At 61.5% G+C, this 20,618-nt stretch carries 16 protein-coding genes; 9 read left to right on the forward strand and 7 right to left on the reverse strand.

Annotated features, from left to right (window positions below):
* Nucleotides 1-8 precede the first annotated feature (8 nt).
* Both V8P77_RS19555 and V8P77_RS19560 read left to right on the forward strand, forming a co-directional pair.
* Nucleotides 9-1,865, forward strand: coding sequence for a DUF2264 domain-containing protein (locus tag V8P77_RS19555; RefSeq protein WP_335913867.1), 1,857 nt, complete (start codon nt 9-11; stop codon nt 1,863-1,865).
* The gene (locus tag V8P77_RS19560; protein WP_335913868.1) at nt 1,862-2,872 is read left to right on the forward strand and encodes a hydroxyacid dehydrogenase; all 1,011 of its coding nucleotides are present in this window, start codon (nt 1,862-1,864) and stop codon (nt 2,870-2,872) included. Before V8P77_RS19555 ends, V8P77_RS19560 begins: the two co-directional genes overlap by 4 nt.
* A 51-nt stretch (nt 2,873-2,923) precedes the next feature.
* On the opposite strand, the gene V8P77_RS19565 is transcribed toward V8P77_RS19560, so the two are convergent.
* From V8P77_RS19565 to V8P77_RS19585, 5 genes are all read right to left on the reverse strand, one after another.
* On the reverse strand, nt 2,924-4,201 hold the full coding sequence (locus tag V8P77_RS19565) for a Gfo/Idh/MocA family protein (protein WP_335913870.1): 1,278 nt from the start codon (nt 4,199-4,201) through the stop codon (nt 2,924-2,926).
* A 42-nt stretch (nt 4,202-4,243) separates the two neighbouring features.
* Nucleotides 4,244-5,074: a sugar phosphate isomerase/epimerase family protein gene (locus V8P77_RS19570; RefSeq protein ID WP_335913871.1), complete on the reverse strand. Its 831-nt coding sequence runs from the start codon at nt 5,072-5,074 to the stop codon at nt 4,244-4,246.
* Nucleotides 5,075-5,099: 25 nt separating this feature from the next.
* Nucleotides 5,100-6,263, reverse strand: a complete 1,164-nt coding sequence (locus tag V8P77_RS19575; protein WP_335913872.1) for a dihydrodipicolinate synthase family protein — start codon at nt 6,261-6,263, stop codon at nt 5,100-5,102.
* A 3-nt stretch (nt 6,264-6,266) separates the two neighbouring features.
* Entirely contained in the window at nt 6,267-7,415 is a 1,149-nt protein-coding gene (locus tag V8P77_RS19580) for a Gfo/Idh/MocA family protein (protein WP_335913873.1), read from the reverse strand.
* Nucleotides 7,416-7,547: 132 nt separating this feature from the next.
* The gene (locus tag V8P77_RS19585; protein WP_335913874.1) at nt 7,548-8,225 is read right to left on the reverse strand and encodes a TetR/AcrR family transcriptional regulator; all 678 of its coding nucleotides are present in this window, start codon (nt 8,223-8,225) and stop codon (nt 7,548-7,550) included.
* 195 nt (nt 8,226-8,420) lie between these two features.
* On the opposite strand from V8P77_RS19585, the gene V8P77_RS19590 reads away from it, so the two are divergent.
* The 7 genes from V8P77_RS19590 to V8P77_RS19620 all read left to right on the forward strand — a co-directional run bounded on the left by V8P77_RS19590 (nt 8,421) and on the right by V8P77_RS19620 (nt 17,372).
* Complete coding sequence (locus V8P77_RS19590) at nt 8,421-9,707, forward strand: ABC transporter substrate-binding protein (RefSeq protein ID WP_335913875.1); 1,287 nt, start codon at nt 8,421-8,423, stop codon at nt 9,705-9,707.
* A 6-nt stretch (nt 9,708-9,713) separates the two neighbouring features.
* On the forward strand, nt 9,714-10,673 hold the full coding sequence (locus V8P77_RS19595; RefSeq protein WP_335913876.1) for a carbohydrate ABC transporter permease: 960 nt from the start codon (nt 9,714-9,716) through the stop codon (nt 10,671-10,673).
* Nucleotides 10,666-11,553, forward strand: coding sequence for a carbohydrate ABC transporter permease (locus tag V8P77_RS19600; protein ID WP_373694602.1), 888 nt, complete (start codon nt 10,666-10,668; stop codon nt 11,551-11,553). The genes V8P77_RS19595 and V8P77_RS19600 overlap by 8 nt, the downstream gene beginning before the upstream one ends.
* On the forward strand, nt 11,553-12,650 hold the full coding sequence (locus V8P77_RS19605) for a Gfo/Idh/MocA family protein (protein WP_025396574.1): 1,098 nt from the start codon (nt 11,553-11,555) through the stop codon (nt 12,648-12,650). The genes V8P77_RS19600 and V8P77_RS19605 overlap by 1 nt, the downstream gene beginning before the upstream one ends.
* Nucleotides 12,651-12,682: 32 nt before the next feature.
* Nucleotides 12,683-13,759, forward strand: coding sequence for an ABC transporter ATP-binding protein (locus V8P77_RS19610; RefSeq protein ID WP_335913878.1), 1,077 nt, complete (start codon nt 12,683-12,685; stop codon nt 13,757-13,759).
* 286 nt (nt 13,760-14,045) lie between these two features.
* The gene (locus tag V8P77_RS19615; protein WP_335913879.1) at nt 14,046-14,921 is read left to right on the forward strand and encodes a phosphotransferase; all 876 of its coding nucleotides are present in this window, start codon (nt 14,046-14,048) and stop codon (nt 14,919-14,921) included.
* Nucleotides 14,922-17,372, forward strand: a complete 2,451-nt coding sequence (locus V8P77_RS19620) for a GcvT family protein (RefSeq protein WP_335913880.1) — start codon at nt 14,922-14,924, stop codon at nt 17,370-17,372.
* Between the two features lie 231 nt (nt 17,373-17,603).
* Here the strand turns inward: V8P77_RS19620 and V8P77_RS19625 are convergent, their stop codons facing one another.
* Together V8P77_RS19625 and uxaC are read right to left on the reverse strand one after the other, a co-directional pair.
* A complete protein-coding gene (locus V8P77_RS19625) occupies nt 17,604-19,061 on the reverse strand; it encodes a mannitol dehydrogenase family protein (RefSeq protein ID WP_335913881.1) in 1,458 nt (485 codons plus the stop codon).
* A complete protein-coding gene (gene uxaC / locus V8P77_RS19630; protein WP_335913882.1) occupies nt 19,058-20,473 on the reverse strand; it encodes a glucuronate isomerase in 1,416 nt (471 codons plus the stop codon). The genes V8P77_RS19625 and uxaC overlap by 4 nt, the downstream gene beginning before the upstream one ends.
* Between the last annotated feature and the right edge of the window lie 145 nt (nt 20,474-20,618).

Here is a 20,618-nt window from a genome sequence, read left to right on the forward strand (position 1 = left end):
GAGATGCGATGACCTATGATCCCGCCAGCGCCAACCCGCTTGCAGGCAATCCGCTGGAAACCCGCGCCGATATGAGCCGTGCCCTGCTCGCGCTCTTCGATCCGCTGCTTGCCTGTTTTTCGAAGGGCAATGCCCGCGTCAGGCTCAATGGCGCCGCCGCCCATTTCGACCGGGCGGCCGCCGATCTCGAAGGTTTCGCCCGCCCACTCTGGGGGCTGGCGCCGCTCGGCGCCGGCGGTGGAGACTTTGCCCATTGGCATCGTTTTGCCGAGGGTCTCGCAAACGGTACCGATCCCGCCCATACCGAATATTGGGGAACGGTCAATAGCCGCGATCAGCGGATGGTCGAGCTTGCCGCTCTCGGTTTTGCCCTGGCGCTGGTGCCGGAAAAGATCTGGGAGCCGCTCGATCCGCGGGCCCGCGGCAATGTCGTCGCCTACCTCAAGCATGTCAGGCAGTTCGACTATGCCGACAACAACTGGAAATTCTTCCGGATCTTCGTCGATATCGCGCTCGATCGTCTCGGCGCCGATTTCGACCGCAGTCTGACGCTGCAATATCTCGAGGAGCTCGAAGGTTTCTATATCGGCGACGGCTGGTATCGCGACGGAAACGTGCGCCGCATCGACCACTACATTCCCTTCGCCATGCATTTCTATGGCCTGATCTATTCGAAGCTCGTCGATGACGATTATGCGAAACGCTACCGCGAGCGCGCGGTCCTCTTCGCCCGGGATTTCCGGCATTGGTTTGCCGCCGACGGGGCGACGATCCCCTTCGGCCGCAGCCTGACCTATCGCTTTGCCTGCGCCGGTTTCTGGTCGGCGCTCGCCTTTGCCGATGTCGAGGCTCTGCCCTGGGGCGAAGTCAAACATCTCTGCCTGCAGCATCTGCGCTGGTGGAAGGACAAGCCGATTGCCGATCGCGACGGCGTGCTGTCGATCGGTTTCGGCTATCCGAACCTGCTGATGTCGGAGAGTTACAATTCCGCCGGCTCACCCTACTGGGCCTTCAAGGCCTTCCTGCCGCTGGCGATCGCTGAGGATCACCCATTCTGGACGGCGAAGGAGAAAGTGCCGCAGCAAGCACCTGACATCGTCTCCCAGCGTCATCCCGGCATGGTGATCATGCGGGCGGGCGGCGATGTCGTTGCGCTGTCTTCCGGCCAGGAAAACCTGCAGATGCGGTGCGGCACGGAAAAATATGCGAAGTTCGCTTATTCGGCCCGCTACGGCTTCAGCGTCGAGGCCGATGAGCGCGCCTTTGCGCTTGCCGCCTTCGATTCAGCGCTTGCCTTCAGCGATGACGGCCTGCACTACCGCGTGCGCGAAACGAACGAGGCAGCCAAGATCGCAGGCGAGGTGCTGTTTGCAAAATGGTCGTCTTTTGCCGATGTCGACGTCGAAACCTGGCTTGTGCCCGCCGCACCCTGGCATATTCGCCTCCATAGGATCAGGACAAGCCGGCCGCTGTGGATTGCCGAAGGCGGATTTGCCATCGGCCGCCGGGACTTCGAGTTGGATGCGCTGTCCGCTTCGGGTGGGATTGCCTATGCGGTCGGCGAAGCCGATTTCACCGGTATTCTCGATCTCGGCTCTTCGGTCAAACGTTCGGGTATTGTCCAGAAGGCAATGCCCAACACAAATGTGATCGTCGCGAAAACCCTGGTGCCGCAGCTGCGCGGGCAGATTCCGGCCGGTGAAACCATCCTGGTGACGGCGGTGCTGGCGCTTGACGATCCCGCCGCGCTCTCGTGTGCATGGACGACACCGCCGAAAGCGCCTCAGATTGCAGCGCTGGAGGCCCTAGTGAGGGAAAAGGGCGTGACAGTCAGCGCCATCGAAGCGCCCGGACAAATGCCATGAGCCAGCCGGCCATTATCCTTGCCATGCAACCGTCGCGCACGCAGCATGTCCTGTCGGATGAGGTCCTGCGGCGGCTGGGTGGCATCGGTCGCCTGCTGGATTCCAAGCCGTTGCAGCGCTTCGACGACGAGCGTGCGAGACGTCTGCTGGCCGAGGCGGAAATCCTGATCACCGGCTGGGGCGGGCCTTATGTCGGGCCCGAAATTCCCGCCGCGGCGCCGCATCTGAAATTCATCGTCCATGCGGCGGGCACGGTAAAGGGCGTCATCGACGACGCCATCTTCGAAGCCGGTATCCCGGTCAGCCATGCGGCCGAGGCCAACGCCGTGCCGGTGGCCGAATTCACGTTGGCGGCGATCATCTTCGCCGGCAAGCGTGTTTTCCGTTTCCGCGACCTCTATGTTGCCGACCGAAACCGCAACCGGACACATTTGATGCAGCGTGAAGCGATCGGAAACTACCGCCGCACCGTCGGCATCGTCGGCGCTTCGCGCATCGGCCGGCGCGTGATCGAGCTCTTGAGACCCTTCGACTACAGACTGCTGCTCTCCGATCCGACCCTTGATGCCGCCGAGGCAGCCGGCCTGGGAACAGAAAAGGTCGATCTCGACGAATTGATGCGGCAATCGGATATCGTTTCCCTGCATGCGCCGTCGCTGCCGTCGACACAGCATATGATCGATGCGCGTAGGCTGTCGCTGATGAAGGACGGCGCGACGCTCATCAATACGGCGCGCGGCATTCTCATCGATGAGGCCGCCCTGCTTTCAGCGCTCAAGACCGGCCGCATCGACGCGGTCCTCGATGTCACCGATCCGGAAATCCCGGAGGCAGGTTCCGCTTTCTACGATCTGCCGAACGTCTTTCTGACACCGCATATTGCCGGCGCCATCGGGCTGGAACGGGCGCGCCTCGGCGAGATGGCCGTGGACGAGATAGAGCGCTTCGTGACCGGCAGGCCGCTGCTCTACCAGATCCACCAGGAAAATCTTGAAAACATCGCCTGAGGCGCGTCGAGCGGCTTAGAGAATTCAAGCAAAGCCCGCAGGGGCCAGGCATCAGCGCGACGTCCTCAGCGAATTTGGTGAACCGTCATTGGCAAGTTCCGGCATGAGATCGGCAATGTTGACGACCTTGCCGCTGCGCGAGCTCTCCAGCGCCGCAATACCGCAGAGCACCGACATGGCGCCCGCCCGCGTGCCGGCGCGTTGCGCAAGCTTGTCTTCCATTTCGGGTTTGAAGATCATGTTGCGCATCCGGTCGTCTCCGCCGTAATGGCCGCCGGTGAAATGCGGAACGACGATGCGCTCCACTGCCTCCTTACCATCAGGGAAACTGCGGATGAGCAGGATCGTGTCCTGCTTCGGCTCTTCCCAGGGCTGGGCTTCATACTGGCGAAGCTCGAACCGCCCTTTGGTGCCGTTGAAGGCAAGGTGATGGCCTTCGATCGGCTGGAAGGTGTTCAGCGAATAGGAGACGTGGACATTGTTGCGGTAACGGAGGGACACCACCATCGTATCGGGAATGTCGATGTCCTCGCGGAAGACGCAGCCGTCTCGGAAGTAGCCGTCGATCTTCGAGGGATCCTCGTAGAGGGAATCGAGGAATGGATCGGCCTCGAGATCGAGATAGTAGTCGCATTCATGCGCGTGCGGACAGAGCTTGCAGCGAGGCCCGCGGAACGGGCCTTTGCGGCCGTAATTCTGCAGGTCGGCGAAGGAGGTGACGGCATCGGGATCGCTGTCGAGATACCAGTTCAGCAGATCGAAATGATGCGTCGCCTTGTGGACGAACAGGCTGCCGGAATTTTCCGTATAGGCATGCCAGCGGCGGAAGTAGTCGGCGCCGTGCTTGGTGTTCAGATACCAATGAAAATCGACTGAGGTGACCCGGCCGATTTCGCCGGCATTCAGCAATTCCTTGATCTTTGCGGCGGTCGGCGCATAGCGATAGTTGAAGGACACGTCGACCCGGCGGCCGGTGCGTTTTTCAGCATCCAGAATCCGGCGAATCTTTTCGACCGAGGTCGTCATTGGCTTTTCGGTGATGACGTCGATGCCGGACTCCAGCGCCCGCACGACGATGTCGTCATGCGTATGGTCAGGCGTGCAGACGATGACCAGGTCCGGCTTCTGCTCAGCAAGCATTGAATCGATGTTTTCGTAGAGCGGCGCATTGCTGCCGATCATGTTGCGGGCGCGCTCGCCGCGCAGCGAATTCTTCTCGACGATCGCGGTCAGGTCGACATGTTCGCGCCAGCCGGCAAGCAGATCCTTGCCCCACATGGTGGTGCCGCGGTTTCCCGTGCCGATCAGGGCAAAACGACGTTTCTCCATCGGATGATCCTCCTGCATGCGTTATGAAACTTATAATGAAAATCAGGCCTGGCAGCAGCTCCTGAAGCGCTCGACGCAGGTGGCGATCATTTCGTCGGCCGGGCGTTTCCACCAGTTTTCGGCTGAAAAGATCTCCACCTCCTGAGCGCCGAAGAAACCGGCGGCCTCCACCATCCGTCTTATGCCTTTGAGGTCGATCACACCATCGCCCATCATGCCGCGGTCGAGCAGCATGTCCTTTGTCGGCACCAGCCAGTCGCAGATGTGATGGGCAAAGATGCGTTTCATGCGCCCGGCGCGGGCGATCTGGTTGGCAAGATCGGGATCCCACCAGACATGGTAGACATCGACCGCAACGCCGACATCCTCGCCAAGCTGCTCGCACATATCGAGCGCCTGACCGAGCGTGTTCACGCAGGCACGGTCGGCGGCATACATTGGATGCAGCGGTTCAATGGCGAGCTTCACGCCGGCAGCCTGCGCATGCGGCAAAACGGCGGCAATGCCGTCGAACACCATTCGGCGGGCTGCGACGATGTCCTTCGAACTATCAGGCAGGCCGCCGACGACGAGCACGAGGCAATCGGCGGAAAATGCTGCCGCCTCATCGATGGCCCGCCTGTTGTCGTCGAGGTTTTTCTGCCAGTCGGCATCGTTCGCCGCCGGGAAGAAGCCGCCGCGGCAAAGACCGGTCAACTTGATGCCGTTCGATTTGACGATATGCACCGCCTCGTCGAGACCGACCTTGGCGACCTGGTCGCGCCAGGGGGCGATCGCGGTGATGCCGTGTTTCAGGCAGATATCGACGGCCTCGGCAAAGCCGCATTGCTCGCGAATCGTCGCCAGATTAATCGAAAGTCCTTCGACCTGCATGTATTCCCCTCCCGTTCCGCGCGCTTCAGTTGACGCCGTGGACGGCAAGCACTTGGCGCATGCGGCTTGCGGCTAGATCGGGATCTGCCAGAACCCGGGCCTTGTCGGCAAGGCGGAAGAGTTCGGCCAGATGCGTCAGCGAGCGGGTGCTCTGCTGGCCGCCGACCATGACGAAATGATCCTGCAGGCCGTTGAGATAGGCGAGGAAGACGACGCCGGTCTTGTAGAAGCGGGTTGGCGCCTTGAAGATGTGGCGCGACAGCGGCACGGTCGGCTCCAGCAGATCGAAGAATTCATGATTGCTCTTGCGGCCGAGCGCTTCGAGGGCTGCCGAGGCAGCCGGAGCGATCGCATCGAAAATGCCGAGCAGTGCGTCGGAATGGCCCTCTTCATCGCCGGCGATCAGTTCGGCATAGTTGAAATCGTCGCCGGTATACATGCGCACGCCTTTCGGCAGCCGGCGGCGCATCGCCACTTCCTTCTCCTTGGAGAGCAGCGAGATCTTGATGCCGTCGACCTTGTCGGCATAGGCCTCAATCACCTCGAGGCAGGTGGACATGGCTTGAATATGATCACTGTTGCCCCAGTAACCTTCGAGCGCCGGATCGAACATTTCGCCGAGCCAATGGATGATGACGGGTTCCTTGACCTGGCGAAGGATCCGGTCATAGACGCGGATATAGTCTTCCGGCCCTTTGGCGGCAGCGGCAAGCGCCCGGCTGGCCATCAGGATGATGCGGCCGCCGGCCGCCTCCACCGTTTCGATCTGCTCCTCATAGGCCCTGAGGATCGTGTCGATAGTGACGTCGGGTCCCGGCGTCAAATGATCGGTGCCGGCGCCGCAGGCGATCAGCGCATCCTTGCGGCCGGCCGCCTCACTGAGCGCCCGGCGAATGAGGTCGCGCGCTTCCGGCCAGCCGAGCCCCATGCCGCGTTGCGCCGTATCCATCGCTTCGGCAACGCCGAGGCCGAGATCCCAGAGCCGGTGGCGGAAGGCGAGCGTGCGCTCCCAATCGATCGCCGGCGTCAACCACGGATCGTTGTCGGCGAGCGGATCGGCGACGACATGGGTGGCGGCAAAGGCGATGCGCGGAAAGGCCTTGGCGTCGCGCTTGGCGAGCGCGATCGGCGTGCCGGTCAGCGTGTAGGGAACGATCTTGCCGTCGAGGGGGAGATTGATCGTCGTCACGGCTCAGAACTCCAGTGCGGGAACGTCGAGCCAGCGACGCTCGGCCCAGGATTTCAGGCCGAGTTCGGCAAGCTGCACACCCTTGGCGCCGGCTTCCAGGCCATAGGGCCACGGCGCATCTTCGACCACGTGGCGGATGAACATTTCCCACTGCGCCTTGAAACCGTTGTCGAAGGCCTGCGTGTCCGGAACCTCGTCCCAGGTCTTGTAGAAGTCGATCGTCTGCGGCTGGTCCGGGTTCCAGACCGGCTTCGGCGTGTTGACGCGGTGCTGGCTCCAGCATCTAGTCAGACCGGCGACGGCCGAACCATGCGTGCCGTCGACCTGGAAGGTGACGAGGTCGTCGCGGCGGACGCGGACGGCCCAGGAGGAATTGACCTGCGCGATCGCGCCGCCTTCGAGCTCGAAGGTCGCATAGGCCGCATCGTCGGTGTCGCAGTCATAGGGCTTGCCCTGCTCGTCGATGCGGCGCGGAATATGCGTAGCACCGAGGCAGGATACGGCTTTGACTTCGCCGAACAGATTGTCGAGCACGTAGCGCCAGTGGCAGAGCATGTCGAGGATGATGCCGCCGCCGTCGCCCTTGCGGTAGTTCCAGGAGGGGCGCTGGGCCGGCACGCCCCAATCGCCTTCGAAAACCCAGTAGCCGAATTCGCCGCGCACCGAGAGGATCTTGCCGAAGAAGCCGGAATCCCTGAGCAGCGCCAGCTTGCGCAGGCCGGGCAGGAAGAGCTTGTCCTGCACGACGCCATGTTTGAGGCCGGAGCGGCGCGCCTTGCGGGCAAGGTCGAGTGCCACCTGCAGATCGTCGGAGATCGGCTTTTCGCAATAGACATGCTTGCCGGCATCGAGCGCCTTGGACAGAAGTTCGGCGCGCATCAGCGTCGTGCCGGCGTCGAAGAAGATCGTGTCGTCGGGATTGGCGAGCGCGGCATCGAGATCGGTCGACCAGCGCTTGATGTTATGCTTCTTCGCCAGCTCTTCCATCTTGGCGCCGTTGCGGCCGACGATGATCGGGTCGATCTCAAGTTTCTCGCCCGATTTCAGCGTGATGCCGCCCTGGTCACGGAAGGCGAGGATAGAACGCACCAAGTGCTGATTGTAACCCATGCGGCCGGTGACGCCGTGCAAGATGATCCCCAAGCGTGCCATGTTTTCCTCCCAGCAGATTTTTGCGGCGGGAGCGGGCATCCTGGCCCGGCCCTCCCAAGCCGGTAACTAAACAGTTACTTTGATGGCAGAAGAGCAACGCGGCTGTCAATAGTCAAATCCGATTTTCGAGATTCAGCGCTTGATCGAGGTCAGCGTCACATGGACGATATGCTTTTCCCAGGCATTGAGATGGGTCGGCTCGATCAGGTCGCGGCCGAAGATCGTCGAAAGCGTGTACTGGTTGGACAGGTAGAAATAACAGAGCGAGGCGATCGTCAGGTAGACATGCAGGGGATCGGCGGTCTCGATGAAGACCCCCTGCTTCTTTCCCCGTTCGAGCACGTCCGAAAGCTCGCCGATCAGATGCGAATGCAGTTCCTTGAGCCGGACGGACTGGCGCAGCCAGCGGGCCCGATGCATATTTTCCGTGCCGAGCAGGCTGAGGAATTCCGGGTGCTGGAGGAAATAACGCCAGGTGAAGAGCGCCAGTTCGCCGATGCCTTCCTCGGGGCTGCGGTCGCCGATATGCAGCGCGCGTTCGGCGGTGCGGATGCCGACATAGGCCTCTTCGAGCACTCTGAGGTATAGCTGCTCCTTGTCGCCGAAATAATGATAGAGCATGCGCTTGTTGGTGCCGGCGCGCTCGGCGATGGCGTCGACACGAGCTCCGCCCATGCCGTTTTCGGCAAATTCCCGGGTTGCCGCGTCAAGGATAGCAGCGCGTGTCCGCTCCGGATCGCGTTGGGCCGTGCGTTCGGCAGATAGGCGCCGAGACCTTTTCTTTTCCCCATTCCCCCCGCTGTCGTTCATCTCCACCTCCGTCTCACATGTTGCGCTCATAAGCCTTCGGTGCGAAATTGTAAAAACCGAATTTGAAAGCCCCGCGAGCGACACCGCTTGACACGCTCGCCGCTTTGCCCGTAGCTTGTAACCAATTAGTTATTTATGCAAGGGTAACTAGGTTCGGAAGCGTGTGGAGGCGCTTCCCTTTGGAGGAGGAAAGAAATGACATTCCGTGTAAGCAGACGCAATTTCGTCGCGGGAGGCGCCACGCTTCTCTCGCTCTCGGCGCTGGGAACCAGCGCTTTGGCACAGGAAACGCGCCTGCGTCTCCTGTGGTGGGGCTCGCAGCCGCGCGCCGACCGCACCAATAAGGTCTCTGAACTTTACAAGGCGAAAAATGCTGGCACCACCATCAACGGTGAGTTTCTTGGATGGGCCGATTATTGGCCGCGACTTGCGACCCAGGTCGCCGGCCGCAACGCCCCCGACATCATCCAGATGGACTACCGCTATATTGTTGAATATGCCCGGCGCGGCGCCCTTGCCCCTCTGGAATCCTACATGCCGTCGAAGCTGCAGCTCGAGGATTTCGATCCTGCGCAGATCGAAGGCGGCAAGGTCGATGGCCATTTGTATGGTATCAGTCTCGGCGCCAACTCGGCCGCAACCGTGGTGAACGCCGCGGCCTTCAAGGAAGCCGGCATCGATATGCCGACGCAGAAGACGACCTGGGAAGAATTCGGCAAGATCGGTGCCGAGATGACCAAGGCCGGTAAACGCAAGGGTTACTTCGGTTTTGCCGACGGCAGCGGTGTCGAACCGGCCCTTGAAAACTACCTCCGCCAACGCGGCAAGGCGCTCTATACGGCGGACTCGAAGATCGCTTTCGGTCCTGAGGAAGCTTCTGAATGGTTCGATATGTGGGCTAAGTTCCGCGAAGCCGGAGCTTGCGTCACCCCTGATGTCCAGGCCCTATACAAGGATACGATCGATACCAGCCCCCTCACCGTAGGCAAGGCTGCTTGCGACTACGCACACAGCAACCAGTTCGTCGGCTATCAAGCCATGGTCAAGGATAAGTTGGCCCTGACCAACTACATGCGCATCACGCCGGACTCAAAGGGCGGTCATTACCGGAAGCCATCGATGTTCTTCTCCGTCTCGGCGCAGTCGAAGGTGATGGATCAGGCGGTCGACTACATCAACTTCTTCGTCAAGAATCCGGATGCCGCGGTGATCCTCGACGTCGAGCGCGGCATTCCGGAATCGAAGGCAATGCGCGATGTCGTCGCCACCAAGCTCGACGAAACCGGCAAAGTTCCGCTCGACTATGTCGCCGGCCTCGGTGATCTTGCCGGCCCACTGCCGCCCCCGCCGCCAACCGGCGCAGGCGAAGGCCAGCTCATTCTGCGCAACATCGCCGAACAGGTAGCCTTCGGACAGCTGACTCCTTCGGATGGCGGTAAGCAGCTTGTCACCGAAATTACGCAGATTCTCGCTCGAGGCTGATCCCGTATGAGCAATGCGATGCGCACGCCCGCAGGGGCCATCAATGTGGAAAGATATCAGGGAGCCGTGGTCGAAGGACGCTTCCGGCGCCTTTGGAATGCCAATGCTCCCGGTTATCTCTTCCTTCTGCCATGGCTCGTCGGCTTTTTCGGGTTGACGCTCGGGCCGGCCCTGATGTCGCTTTACCTCTCCTTCACCGACTTCGACATGCTCCAGTCGCCGCGGTGGGTGGGAATGGCGAATTACGTGCGCATCGCCACGGCGGATCCGAAATTTTCGGCCGCCATGCACGTCACCTTGACCTACGTCGTCTTCTCTGTGCCGTTCAAGCTGACCTTCGCATTGCTTGTCGCCATGGCGCTGAATCGCGGCCTGCGCGGGTTGCCGATCTACCGCGCCATCTTCTATCTCCCGTCATTGCTGGGCGGCAGCGTGGCGATTGCCGTGCTCTGGCGTCAGCTTTTCGCCAGCGATGGCCTCGTCAACGCCGCGCTCTCGCATTTCGGCATCGAAGGTCCGAGCTGGATCTCGCATCCGAGCTATTCGATCTACACGCTAGTGGCGCTGTCCGTCTGGCAGTTCGGCTCGCCGATGATTATTTTCCTCGCCGGCCTGCGCCAGATCCCGCAGGATATGTATGAGGCGGCGAGCCTCGACGGCGCCTCGAAGTTCCGGCAATTCTACAAGATCACGCTGCCACTTCTAACGCCGGTGATTTTCTTCAACGCCGTCGTCCAGACGATTGAAGCCTTCAAGGCCTTCACGCCGGCCTTCATCATCTCCGGCGGCACCGGCGGTCCGATCAATTCGACGCTGTTCTACACGCTCTACCTCTATCAGGAAGCCTTCGGCAATTTCCGCATGGGCTACGCCTCGGCGCTCGCCTGGATCCTGGTGGTGATCATCGCGATCTTCACCGCCTTCTCCTTCCTGACCTCGCGTTATTGGGTGCACTACGATGACTGAGATGACCGCTTCCGTCACTGCGGCCAGGCCGCCATCCGACATCACCAAACGCAGCCTGCCGGCGTCGCTGATCATTCACGCCCTGCTGATCGCCGGTTCGCTTCTCATGCTCTATCCGCTATTGTGGATGGTTTCGGCATCGGTCAGGCCGGAAAACGAGATCTTCTCGTCGACCTCGCTTATCCCGTCGTCGATCGATCTCTCCTCCTATGTGCGCGGTTGGAATGGCCTGGATATCAGCTTCGGCCGGTTCTTCTGGAATTCGCTGGTCATCTCGCTGCTGGTGGTGACGGGCAATGTCATTGCCTGTTCGTTGACGGCTTTCGCCTTTGCGCGGCTGCGTTTTGCCGGCCGGAATTTCTGGTTCGCGATCATGCTCGGCACGTTGATGATCCCCTATCACGTGACGCTGATCCCGCAATATGTGCTTTTCCTGGATCTCGGCTGGGTCAACACCATCCTGCCGCTCGTCGTTCCGAAGTTTCTGGCAAGCGATGCCTTCTTCATCTTCCTGATGGTGCAGTTTTTCCGCGGTATCCCGCGCGAACTCGATGAGGCGGCGATGATGGATGGCTGCAGCGCTTGGCGCATCTACTGGAAGATCATGCTGCCGCTGTCGCTGCCGGTGCTGGCAACGGCCGCCATCTTCTCCTTCATCTGGACCTGGGACGATTTCTTCGGCCCGCTGATCTACCTGAACGACATGAACACCTATACGATCCAGCTCGGCCTGCGCACCTTCGTGGATTCCACCAGCGCATCGGATTGGGGCGGTTTGTTCGCCATGTCGACCCTGACGCTCGTGCCGGTGTTCTTCTTCTTCCTGTTCTTCCAGCGCCTGCTGATCGAGGGCATCGCCACGACGGGCATGAAGCGTTGATGGCGATGACGGGAAAGAGCGACATGAGCATCAGGACGGTCGCGATCATTGGCTGCGGTATCGGCCGCTCCCACATCGTCGAGGGTTACCTGCCGCATTCCGACAAGTTCAAGGTCGTGGCGATCTGCGACCTGAACGAGCAGCGCATGGCAGCGGTCGGCGACGAGTTCGGCATCGAACGGCGCACCACCTCCTTCGCGGAATTGCTGGCCGACGACACGATCGACATCATCGATATCTGCACCCCTCCCGGCATCCATCTGGAACAGGTGGTCGCAGCGCTTGCCGCCGGTAAACATGTCGTCTGCGAAAAGCCGCTGACGGGCTCGCTTGCCGCTGTCGATACCATCATGGAAGCGGAAAAGACCACCAAAGGCGTGCTGATGCCGATCTTCCAGTACCGTTACGGCGACGGCATCCAGAAGGCCAAGCGGATCATCGACGCCGGTATTGCCGGTAAGCCCTATACCGCTTCGGTCGAAACCTTCTGGCTGCGCAAGCCCGAATATTACGCCGTGCCTTGGCGCGGCAAATGGGCGACCGAGCTTGGCGGCGTGCTCGTCACCCATGCGCTGCACCTGCATGACATGCTGATGCATCTGATGGGTCCGGCGGCCAGGGTCTTCGGCCGCGTCGCCACTCGCGTCAACGATATCGAGGTCGAGGATTGTGCCTCCGCCAGCCTGCTGATGGAAAGCGGCGCCTTTGTCTCGCTGTCCTGCACGCTTGGTTCGCAGGAACAGATTAGCCGGCTCAGGCTGCACTTCGAGAACGTCACGTTCGAGAGCAGCCACGAGCCCTATACGCCCGGCAAGGACCCCTGGAAGATCATCGCCGCAAATGACGACGTGCAGGAGCAGATCGACAGGGTGGTTGGCGATTGGCAGCCGGTTGCGCCGCGTTTCACCACGCAGATGGGCCAGTTCCACGCTTTCCTCAGCGGCCATGCGCCGCTGCCGGTGACGACAAAGGACGCCCGCCGTGCGCTGGAACTCGTCACCGCCATCTACCAGTCTTCCGATAGCGGCGCTGACGTGCCGCTGCCGGTCGGCCCCGACAGTCCGAAATACGCCGATTGGCGCGCAAGAACGAAGTAACCGACAAAATAAAAAGAGAGGGTTTTGAGAAGATGGCAACCAGTGTCGTTCTTCAGAAGGTCGAGAAGCGCTACGGCGCGATGGATGTGATCCATGGCATCGACCTGACGATCGATCCCGGCGAATTCGTCGTTTTCGTCGGCCCCTCGGGCTGTGGAAAATCCACCCTTCTGCGCATGATCGCCGGTCTCGAGGAGATCTCAGGCGGCGCGCTTTTGCTCGACAGCGAGCGCATGAATGAAGTCGCGCCGGCCAAGCGCGGCATCGCCATGGTTTTCCAGTCCTATGCGCTCTATCCCCATATGTCGGTCTACAAGAACCTCGCCTTCGGCCTGGAGACGGCCGGTTACAAGAAGGCCGAGATCCAGCCGAAGGTGAAGCGCGCTGCCGAGATCCTGCAGATAGAGAAGCTCTTGGAGCGCAAGCCGAAGGCGCTCTCCGGCGGCCAGCGTCAGCGTGTCGCCATCGGCCGCGCCATCGTGCGCGAGCCGCGGATCTTCCTGTTCGACGAGCCGCTGTCGAACCTCGATGCCGAACTGCGCGTGCAGATGCGCGTCGAGATCTCCCGCCTGCACCGCAGCCTCGGCAATACGATGATCTATGTCACCCATGACCAGGTCGAAGCCATGACGATGGCGGACAAGATCGTGGTGTTGAATTCCGGTCGTATCGAGCAGGTCGGCGCGCCGCTCGATCTCTACAACAACCCTGCCAACCGTTTCGTCGCCGGTTTCATCGGCAGCCCGAAGATGAATTTTTTGAAGGCCCGCATCGAGCAGGTCGGCGAGACCGAAACCAGCATCCATGTCTGCGGCAATTCCGTCCGCCTGCCGCGCCGCCTGAAAGGCGGGGCGGGGGAGGAGGTCACTTTCGGCATTCGCCCCGAGCATCTTTCGCTGGCCGAAGGCGCAATCACGCTCTCGACCGTCAACGTCGATCTCGTTGAAAACCTCGGCGGCGCTACCATGCTCTATACCACGACGCCGGATAACCAGCTCCTGACCGTCGCACTCGACGGCCAGCAGAAGGTGGAGCGCGGCGCCAATGTGAAGGCTTCCTTCGACCCGGCCCGCTGTCACGTCTTCGACGCGGCCGGCAAGACGATCTAGCCCACTGCATAATTCCTTAAATCGGAATCGATTTAAGGATAAATTATGCAGTAATTCAAAAGTGTTACAGCGTCCTTTGCGCGTCTGAAAAGATGCGCGGCGCTGTAGTGGCTGCTTGACAGCCGATCCTCCTCTGGCCCATCATTTTCACGAGGGGCCGCTAGAACAGGATGATTTTAAGCCGGGTCGGCCTAAAATCTGAATTCTGTTCTGCATTATATAGTTAGAGCATGATGTCGTCCGAAAACCGCTTACACTTTTCGGCATCATGCTCGGGGGGTTGAGCATGACGCCTGAAGATAGGATTCATGCGCTTGGCATCTGGCAGGGGCCGATCGCAATCTCGCCGATAGCAGGCGGCATCACCAACAGGAACTATCTGGTCAGCGATGCTGTCGCGCGTTGCGTGGTCAGGCTCGGTACCGATATTCCGATCCATCACATCAACAGGCAGAACGAGCTTGCCGCAAGCCGCGCGGCGCATGCCGCCGGCATATCGCCTGCTATCATCCATCATTCGCCGGGCGTGCTGGTGCTCGAATATATCGAGGCGCGGGCGCTTTCGCCGGAGGATATCAGGACGCCGCAAATGCTCGCCCGGGTCTTGCCGCTGGTGCGCGCCTGCCATCGCGACATCGCCCGGCATTACCGCGGCCAGGCGATGATCTTCTGGGTCTTCCACGTCATCCGCGATTACGCCGCCAATCTGAAGGCGTCGGCGAGCAGCTATCTTCCTCTGCTGCCGGGGCTCGTCGGCAGGGCTGAGACGCTGGAAGAAGCGGCAGGGCCTTTCGAGATCGCCTTCGGCCACAACGACCTGCTGGCCGCCAACTTTCTCGATGACGGCAAGCGGCTCTGGCTGATCGACTGGGACTATGCCGGTTTCAACACGCCGCTTTTCGATCTTGGCGGATTGGCCTCCAACAACGAGTTCTCGCAAGCGGCCGAGCACACGATGCTGGAGACCTATTTCGACCGGCCGCTGACCGATGATCTCAGCAGGCGCTATGCCGCGATGAAATGTGCCTCGCTGCTGCGCGAGACGCTCTGGAGCATGATTTCGGAAATCCATTCCACCATCGATTTCGATTACGCTGGCTATACGGCCGAAAATCTCGCGCGCTTCGAGCGCGCCTATCAAGCCTTTGAACAGGACCGATAAATGACGAAGGAATTACCGAAGACGGCGAAAGCCGTGGTCATCGGCGGCGGTATCATCGGCTGCTCGACAGCCTATCATCTCGGCAAGCTCGGCTGGACCGATACCGTGTTGCTGGAGCGCAAGAAGCTTACCTCGGGCACCACCTTCCACGCCGCCGGCCTCGTCGGCCAGCTGCGCACCAGCGCCAACATCACCCAGCTTCTTGGCTATTCCGTCGATCTCTACAAGCGGCTGGAAGAGGAAACGGGCCTCGGCACCGGCTGGAAGATGAATGGCGGCCTGCGCCTTGCCTGCAATGAGGAACGCTGGACCGAGGTCAGGCGCCAGGCGACCACCGCCCAGTCCTTCGGCCTCGAAATGCAATTGCTGACACCGCAGGAAGCCTTCGATCTCTGGCCGCTGATGACTGTGGACGATCTCGTTGGCGCTGCCTTCCTCCCGACCGACGGCCAGGCCAATCCCTCCGACATCACCCAGGCGCTGGCAAAGGGCGCCCGCATGTCGGGCGTTTCAATCTTCGAGGATACCGAAGTCCTCGACCTTGAAATCGACAAGGGGAGGATTCGTGCCGTTGTCACAGCGCAAGGGCGCATCGAATGCGAGCGCGTCGTCGTCTGCGCCGGCCAATGGACGCGCGCCTTCGCCGCCCGCTTCGGCGTCAACGTGCCGCTGGTCTCCGTCGAGCATCAATACATCATTACCGAATCCTTCGGCGTGCCCTCCAACCTGCCGACGCTGCGCGATCCCGATCGCCTGACCTACTACAAGGAAGAGGTCGGCGGCATCGTCATGGGCGGCTACGAGCCGACCCCCATTCCCTGGGCGAAGGACGGTATCCCCGAAGGGTTCCATTACACGCTGCTGGACAGTAATTACGACCATTTCGAGCAGATCATGGAACAGGCGCTCGGCCGCGTTCCGGCGCTGGAAAATGTCGGCGTCAAGCAGCTGCTGAACGGCCCGGAAAGCTTCACGCCGGATGGCAACTTCATTCTCGGCGAGGCGCCGGAGCTGAAGAATTTCTTCGTTGGCGCCGGTTTCAACGCCTTCGGCATCGCCTCTGCCGGTGGCGCCGGCATGGCGCTTGCCGAATGGGTGACGAAGGGCGAACCGCCCTATGATCTCTGGCCAGTCGATATCCGCCGTTTCGGCCGGCCGCATTTCGATACCGACTGGGTGCGGACACGCACGCTCGAAGCCTATGGCAAACATTACACCATGGCCTGGCCGTTCGAGGAACATTCAAGCGGCCGCCCCTGCCGCAAGTCGCCGCTCTACGACCGGCTGAAGGCGCAGGGCGCCTGTTTCGGCGAAAAGCTCGGCTGGGAACGGCCGAACTGGTTTGCCGATCTCTTCGCCAACGAGGAGCCGAAGGATATCTACAGCTACACCAGGCAGAACTGGTTCGACGCCGTCGGCCGCGAGCACAAGGCGGTGCGCGAGGCGGCCGTCATCTTCGACCAGACCTCCTTTGCCAAATTCGTGCTGAAGGGCAGGGATGCCGAGGCAGCCTTGTCCTGGATCGCCTCCAACGATGTCGCAAGGCCGGTCGGCTCGCTCATCTACACGCAGATGCTGAACGACAAGGGCGGCATCGAATGCGACGTGACGGTCGCCCGCATCGCCGAGAACGAATATTACATCGTCACCGGTACCGGCTTTGCCACCCATGACTTCGACTGGATCGCACGCAATATCCCGGCGGCGATGCAGGCCGAGCTGGTCGACGTCACATCCGCCTATTCCGTGCTGTCGCTGATGGGACCGAATTCCCGCGCCGTGCTGGAAAAGGTGACGGGTAGCGACGTCTCGCATGCGGCCTTCCCCTTCGGCAAGGTCAGGACCATCGGCATTGCAGGCTGCCCGGTGCGGGCGCTGCGCATCACCTATGTCGGTGAGCTCGGCTACGAACTGCATATTCCCGTTGAATATGCGACCACGGTCTACGACGTGCTGATGGCATCAGGCGGCGAACTCGGCCTCGTCAATGCCGGCTATCGCGCGATCGAGAGCTGCCGCCTGGAAAAGGGTTATCGCGCCTGGGGGTCGGATATCGGTCCCGACCATACGCCTATTGAAGCCGGTCTCGGCTGGGCGGTGAAGATGCGGAAGAATATTCCCTTCCGCGGCCGTGAGGCGATCGAGCAGCAGCTTTCGGGAGGCGTCAAGAAGCGCCTCGCCTGCTTCATTCCGGAGGATGCCGATGCCGTGCTGCTCGGCCGCGAAACAATCTATCGCGACGGCAAGCGCGTCGGCTGGCTGTCGAGCGGCGGCTTCGGTTATACGCTGGGCAAGCCGATCGGCTACGGCTACGTCCGCAGCCCCGACGGCGTGACTGAGGATTTCGTGCTCTCCGGCACCTATGAGCTTGACGTCGCGCGGGAACGCATCCCCTGCAAAGTATCGCTGTCGCCGCTCTATGATCCCGATATGGCGCGGGTGAAGGCTTGACCATCCGATGTGGTTGAGAAGAGCCGGTAACCCCGAACTCCCTCATTCCTGTGCCCGTCACAGGAATCCAGCCACCGCGCGTCGGCGCGGTGAAAGACTCTTTACGACCTGGATAGAGTTTCTCGCGCCCAAGGACTTAGGCGCACTGGATCCCTGTGACGAGCACAGGGATGACGGAGGGAGAGGGCCATGCCGTGCGCCGCCCCCTCTTCACCAGAGAAGTCCCCAACCTCAGAACAGCGGCAACCGGTCGTCCTGGATCAGGATCTCCAGCTTGTCAGCCACATCCTGCGTCCATGCCCGGTGGCCTGTCAAAGCCGCCGGGAAAAGTCCCGGAAGGGTGAAGAGAGCCGCCGAGATCGCCAGGCCGGTGCGCGGGATATCGGCAATGAGAGCGGCAATTTCGCGAGCACGGGGATCGCGCAATTCGTAGCGCTCACCATTGCCGTGCTCGCCGATCGCATAGCGCATCCACGCTGCAACGGCGATCGCATAGGTCTCCGCCCTGTCGCCATGCGCCAGCGCCTCGCTTGCCGGCTCCAGCAGCCGCTGCGGCAGTTTCTGCGTGCCGTCCATGGCGATCTGATAGGTGCGATGTGCGATCGCCTTGTTTGCAAAGCGCGCTATCAATTCGCTGGCATAGGCATCGAGATCGATGCCCGGAACCGCATCGAGCGTACGCGCGGCCGCATGCATGTGGCGGTAGGCAAGTGCTGCCAGGGCTGCATCGTCCATCACGTCGCGGATGAATTCATAGCCGCCGATGTAACCGAGATAGGCGAGCAGCGAATGGGCGCCGTTCAGCATCCGCAGCTTCATTTTTTCGTAGGCCGAGACGTCCTCGACCATCAGCGCGCCGCGGACCTTTTCCCAGGCCGGCCGGCCATTGGCGAAATGATCTTCTATGACCCATTGCGTAAAAGGCTCTGTCTCGACCGCCGCCATGTCGGTGCGGCCGGTGAGCCGCTCGGCATCGGCATAGGTCGCTTCGGTGCTTGCCGGCGTGATGCGGTCGACCATCGTCGAAGGGAAGGGCACATTCGCTTCGATCCAGCGATGCAGGCCGGGATCAATGCGGGAGGTGAATTCGAGCACGAGGCGTTTCAGAACCGCGCCGTTGCTCGGCAGGTTATCGCAGCTGAGCGGCGTAAAGGGCACGATCCCCTTCTGCCGGCGGCGCGCAAGGCCTTCGACGAGGTAACCGATGACGCCGCGCGGCGCATGCCGGCTGGCGAGATCGGCGACGATATCGGGGTGCTTCAGGTCGAGGCCGCCGGTTGCCGGATCGAAACCATAGGCCTTTTCCGTCACCGTCATGCTGACGATGCGGATAGCGGGATCTTCGAGCCGCGCCAGCAGGCCAGCCGGATCCCGCGGCGCCACATGCGCCTTCAGGATCGAACCGATCACCTCAGCCGTCGTGCCCGAGCTGTCGCGGATCAGCGTCGTATAAAGCCCGTTCTGAGCGCTCAGATTGTCAGCGACATCGGGCGTGCGCAGGCTTGCTATCTCGATGCCCCAGTCGCCGCCTGCGGCTGCGAGCGCAGCATCCGTAAACGGCGCGAAATGCGCGCGGAAAAAGGCGCCCGGCCCAAGATGCAGGATGCCGCTTTTCAGCTGGTTGCGGTCATAGGCGGGAAGCTTCGCTGCCGGAGCGAGGCCTGAAAGGGTCTGCAGTCGTTCGGTCACAGCTTGTAAGCCTTCTTTGCATTGCCATAAGAGAGCTCGCCTGCGACGATCTCGGCTTCCCGCTTGGAAAGCCGGTGCTCGGCGGCGAGCTGGGCAAGGAAGCGGCAGACTTCGCGGCGCCAGACGTCATGCCGGGCCGGGATCGAAAGCAGCGCGCGCGTATCGTCGTTGAAACCCGCCATATTGGCAAAACCCGCCGTCTCGACGACTTGGTCGAGGTAACGGCGGATGCCGAGCGGGCTGTCGTGAAACCACCACGGCGGGCCGATCATCAGGCAGGGCCAATGGCCAGCCATCGGCGCCAGCTCGCGTGCATAGGTCGTCTCGTCGAGCGTGAAGAGCAGCACGCGCAAACCCGGTTCGTGGCCATATTTTGATAGCAGCGCATTCAAGCCGCCGACCCAGTCCGTGCGTGTCGGAATATCGGCGCCCATATTCGCGCCTCGGGTCGAGAAAAGGCCGCGGTCGGTATTGCGTCTCGAGCCGGCATGGATCTGCATCACCATGCCGTCCTCGGCCGAAAGTCCGGCCATCTCGGTCATCATCTGGCCGCGGAAGAGCTCGGCATCCTCGGCCGAAAGCGGACCCTTCAGCGCCTTGTCGAGCAGCGCCTGTTTTTCCGCCAGCGGCAGATCGGCGGTGAAGGCCGTGGGCACGCCGTGATCGGTCGCGGTGGCGCCGAACTGGCGGAAATAGGCGCGCCGGCGCCGATGCGCCTCGATCAGGCCGTCCCAACGCGTGACCTCAGTGCCGGTGATCTCTCCGAACTTGATGAGATTGTCGCGGAAGCCGACGGCATCGGGATCGGTAACGCTGTCCGGCCTGTAGGTCGTGCGCACCTTGCCGATCCAGCCGTCGGCCGCCATCTTCTGGTGATGCGCCAGCGGATCGAGCGCTCCATCCGTCGTCGCGATCGTTTCGATGCCGAATCGCTGATGCAGCGCCCGCGGGCGGAATTCGGGAAGGGCAAGCTGGGCATTGATATGGTCGTAGAGCGCATCGGCATTATCAGCCGTCAGCGGCTCGGTGCAACCGAGCACGGCCGACATGGCGTGGTCGACCCAGAGGCTCGACGGCGTCCCGCGGAAAAGGTGGTAGTGCGCGGCAAAAGTCCGCCAGATCGCCCGTCCCGTTGCCACCGGTTTGCCGTCGAGCCGCGGCACGCCGAGCTCGTCCAAGGTGACGCCGACGCTGTGCAGCATGCGGAAGAGATAGTGATCGGGAATGACCAGCAGCGAGGCCGCATCTTCGAAGGGCTTGTCGTCGGCGAACCAGGAGGGTTCGGTATGCCCGTGCGGGCTGACGATCGGAAGATTGCGCACCGTCTCGTAGAGGTCTCGCGCGATGGTCCGTGTTGCCGGATCAGCCGGAAAAAGCCGGTCCGGATGAAGAAAGCCGTTTCCTGCATCCATCAGTATTCCTCCCTGATGGATAACGGCCTACCCCACAACATCAGGCGCGGCAAGGTCTTTTAGTAACCAAACGGTACAGTTTTGCGCGTGGCCGCGCCGGGCATGGAAAGCATTGACGCGGCGACCTATTTCCGCTTTGGGAGAA

Origin of the sequence: Rhizobium aouanii (assembly GCF_037002925.1) — a bacterium.
In the GTDB taxonomy this organism is placed as follows: Bacteria; Pseudomonadota; Alphaproteobacteria; order Rhizobiales; family Rhizobiaceae; genus Rhizobium; species Rhizobium aouanii.

Bases quoted from the DNA above. Each gene is read 5' to 3' on its own strand.
- V8P77_RS19620 (WP_335913880.1), top strand. From the start codon at position 14,922: ATGACGAAGGAATTACCGAAGACGGCGAAAGCCGTGGTCATCGGCGGC.
- V8P77_RS19555 (WP_335913867.1), top strand. From the start codon at position 9: ATGACCTATGATCCCGCCAGCGCCAACCCGCTTGCAGGCAATCCGCTG.
- V8P77_RS19590 (WP_335913875.1), top strand. From the start codon at position 8,421: ATGACATTCCGTGTAAGCAGACGCAATTTCGTCGCGGGAGGCGCCACG.
- V8P77_RS19605 (WP_025396574.1), top strand. From the start codon at position 11,553: ATGGCGATGACGGGAAAGAGCGACATGAGCATCAGGACGGTCGCGATC.
- V8P77_RS19560 (WP_335913868.1), top strand. From the start codon at position 1,862: ATGAGCCAGCCGGCCATTATCCTTGCCATGCAACCGTCGCGCACGCAG.
- uxaC (WP_335913882.1), bottom strand. From the start codon at position 20,473: ATGGATGCAGGAAACGGCTTTCTTCATCCGGACCGGCTTTTTCCGGCT.
- V8P77_RS19595 (WP_335913876.1), top strand. From the start codon at position 9,714: ATGAGCAATGCGATGCGCACGCCCGCAGGGGCCATCAATGTGGAAAGA.
- V8P77_RS19565 (WP_335913870.1), bottom strand. From the start codon at position 4,201: ATGGAGAAACGTCGTTTTGCCCTGATCGGCACGGGAAACCGCGGCACC.
- V8P77_RS19600 (WP_373694602.1), top strand. From the start codon at position 10,666: ATGACTGAGATGACCGCTTCCGTCACTGCGGCCAGGCCGCCATCCGAC.
- V8P77_RS19580 (WP_335913873.1), bottom strand. From the start codon at position 7,415: ATGGCACGCTTGGGGATCATCTTGCACGGCGTCACCGGCCGCATGGGT.
- V8P77_RS19615 (WP_335913879.1), top strand. From the start codon at position 14,046: ATGACGCCTGAAGATAGGATTCATGCGCTTGGCATCTGGCAGGGGCCG.
- V8P77_RS19585 (WP_335913874.1), bottom strand. From the start codon at position 8,225: ATGAACGACAGCGGGGGGAATGGGGAAAAGAAAAGGTCTCGGCGCCTA.
- V8P77_RS19610 (WP_335913878.1), top strand. From the start codon at position 12,683: ATGGCAACCAGTGTCGTTCTTCAGAAGGTCGAGAAGCGCTACGGCGCG.
- V8P77_RS19570 (WP_335913871.1), bottom strand. From the start codon at position 5,074: ATGCAGGTCGAAGGACTTTCGATTAATCTGGCGACGATTCGCGAGCAA.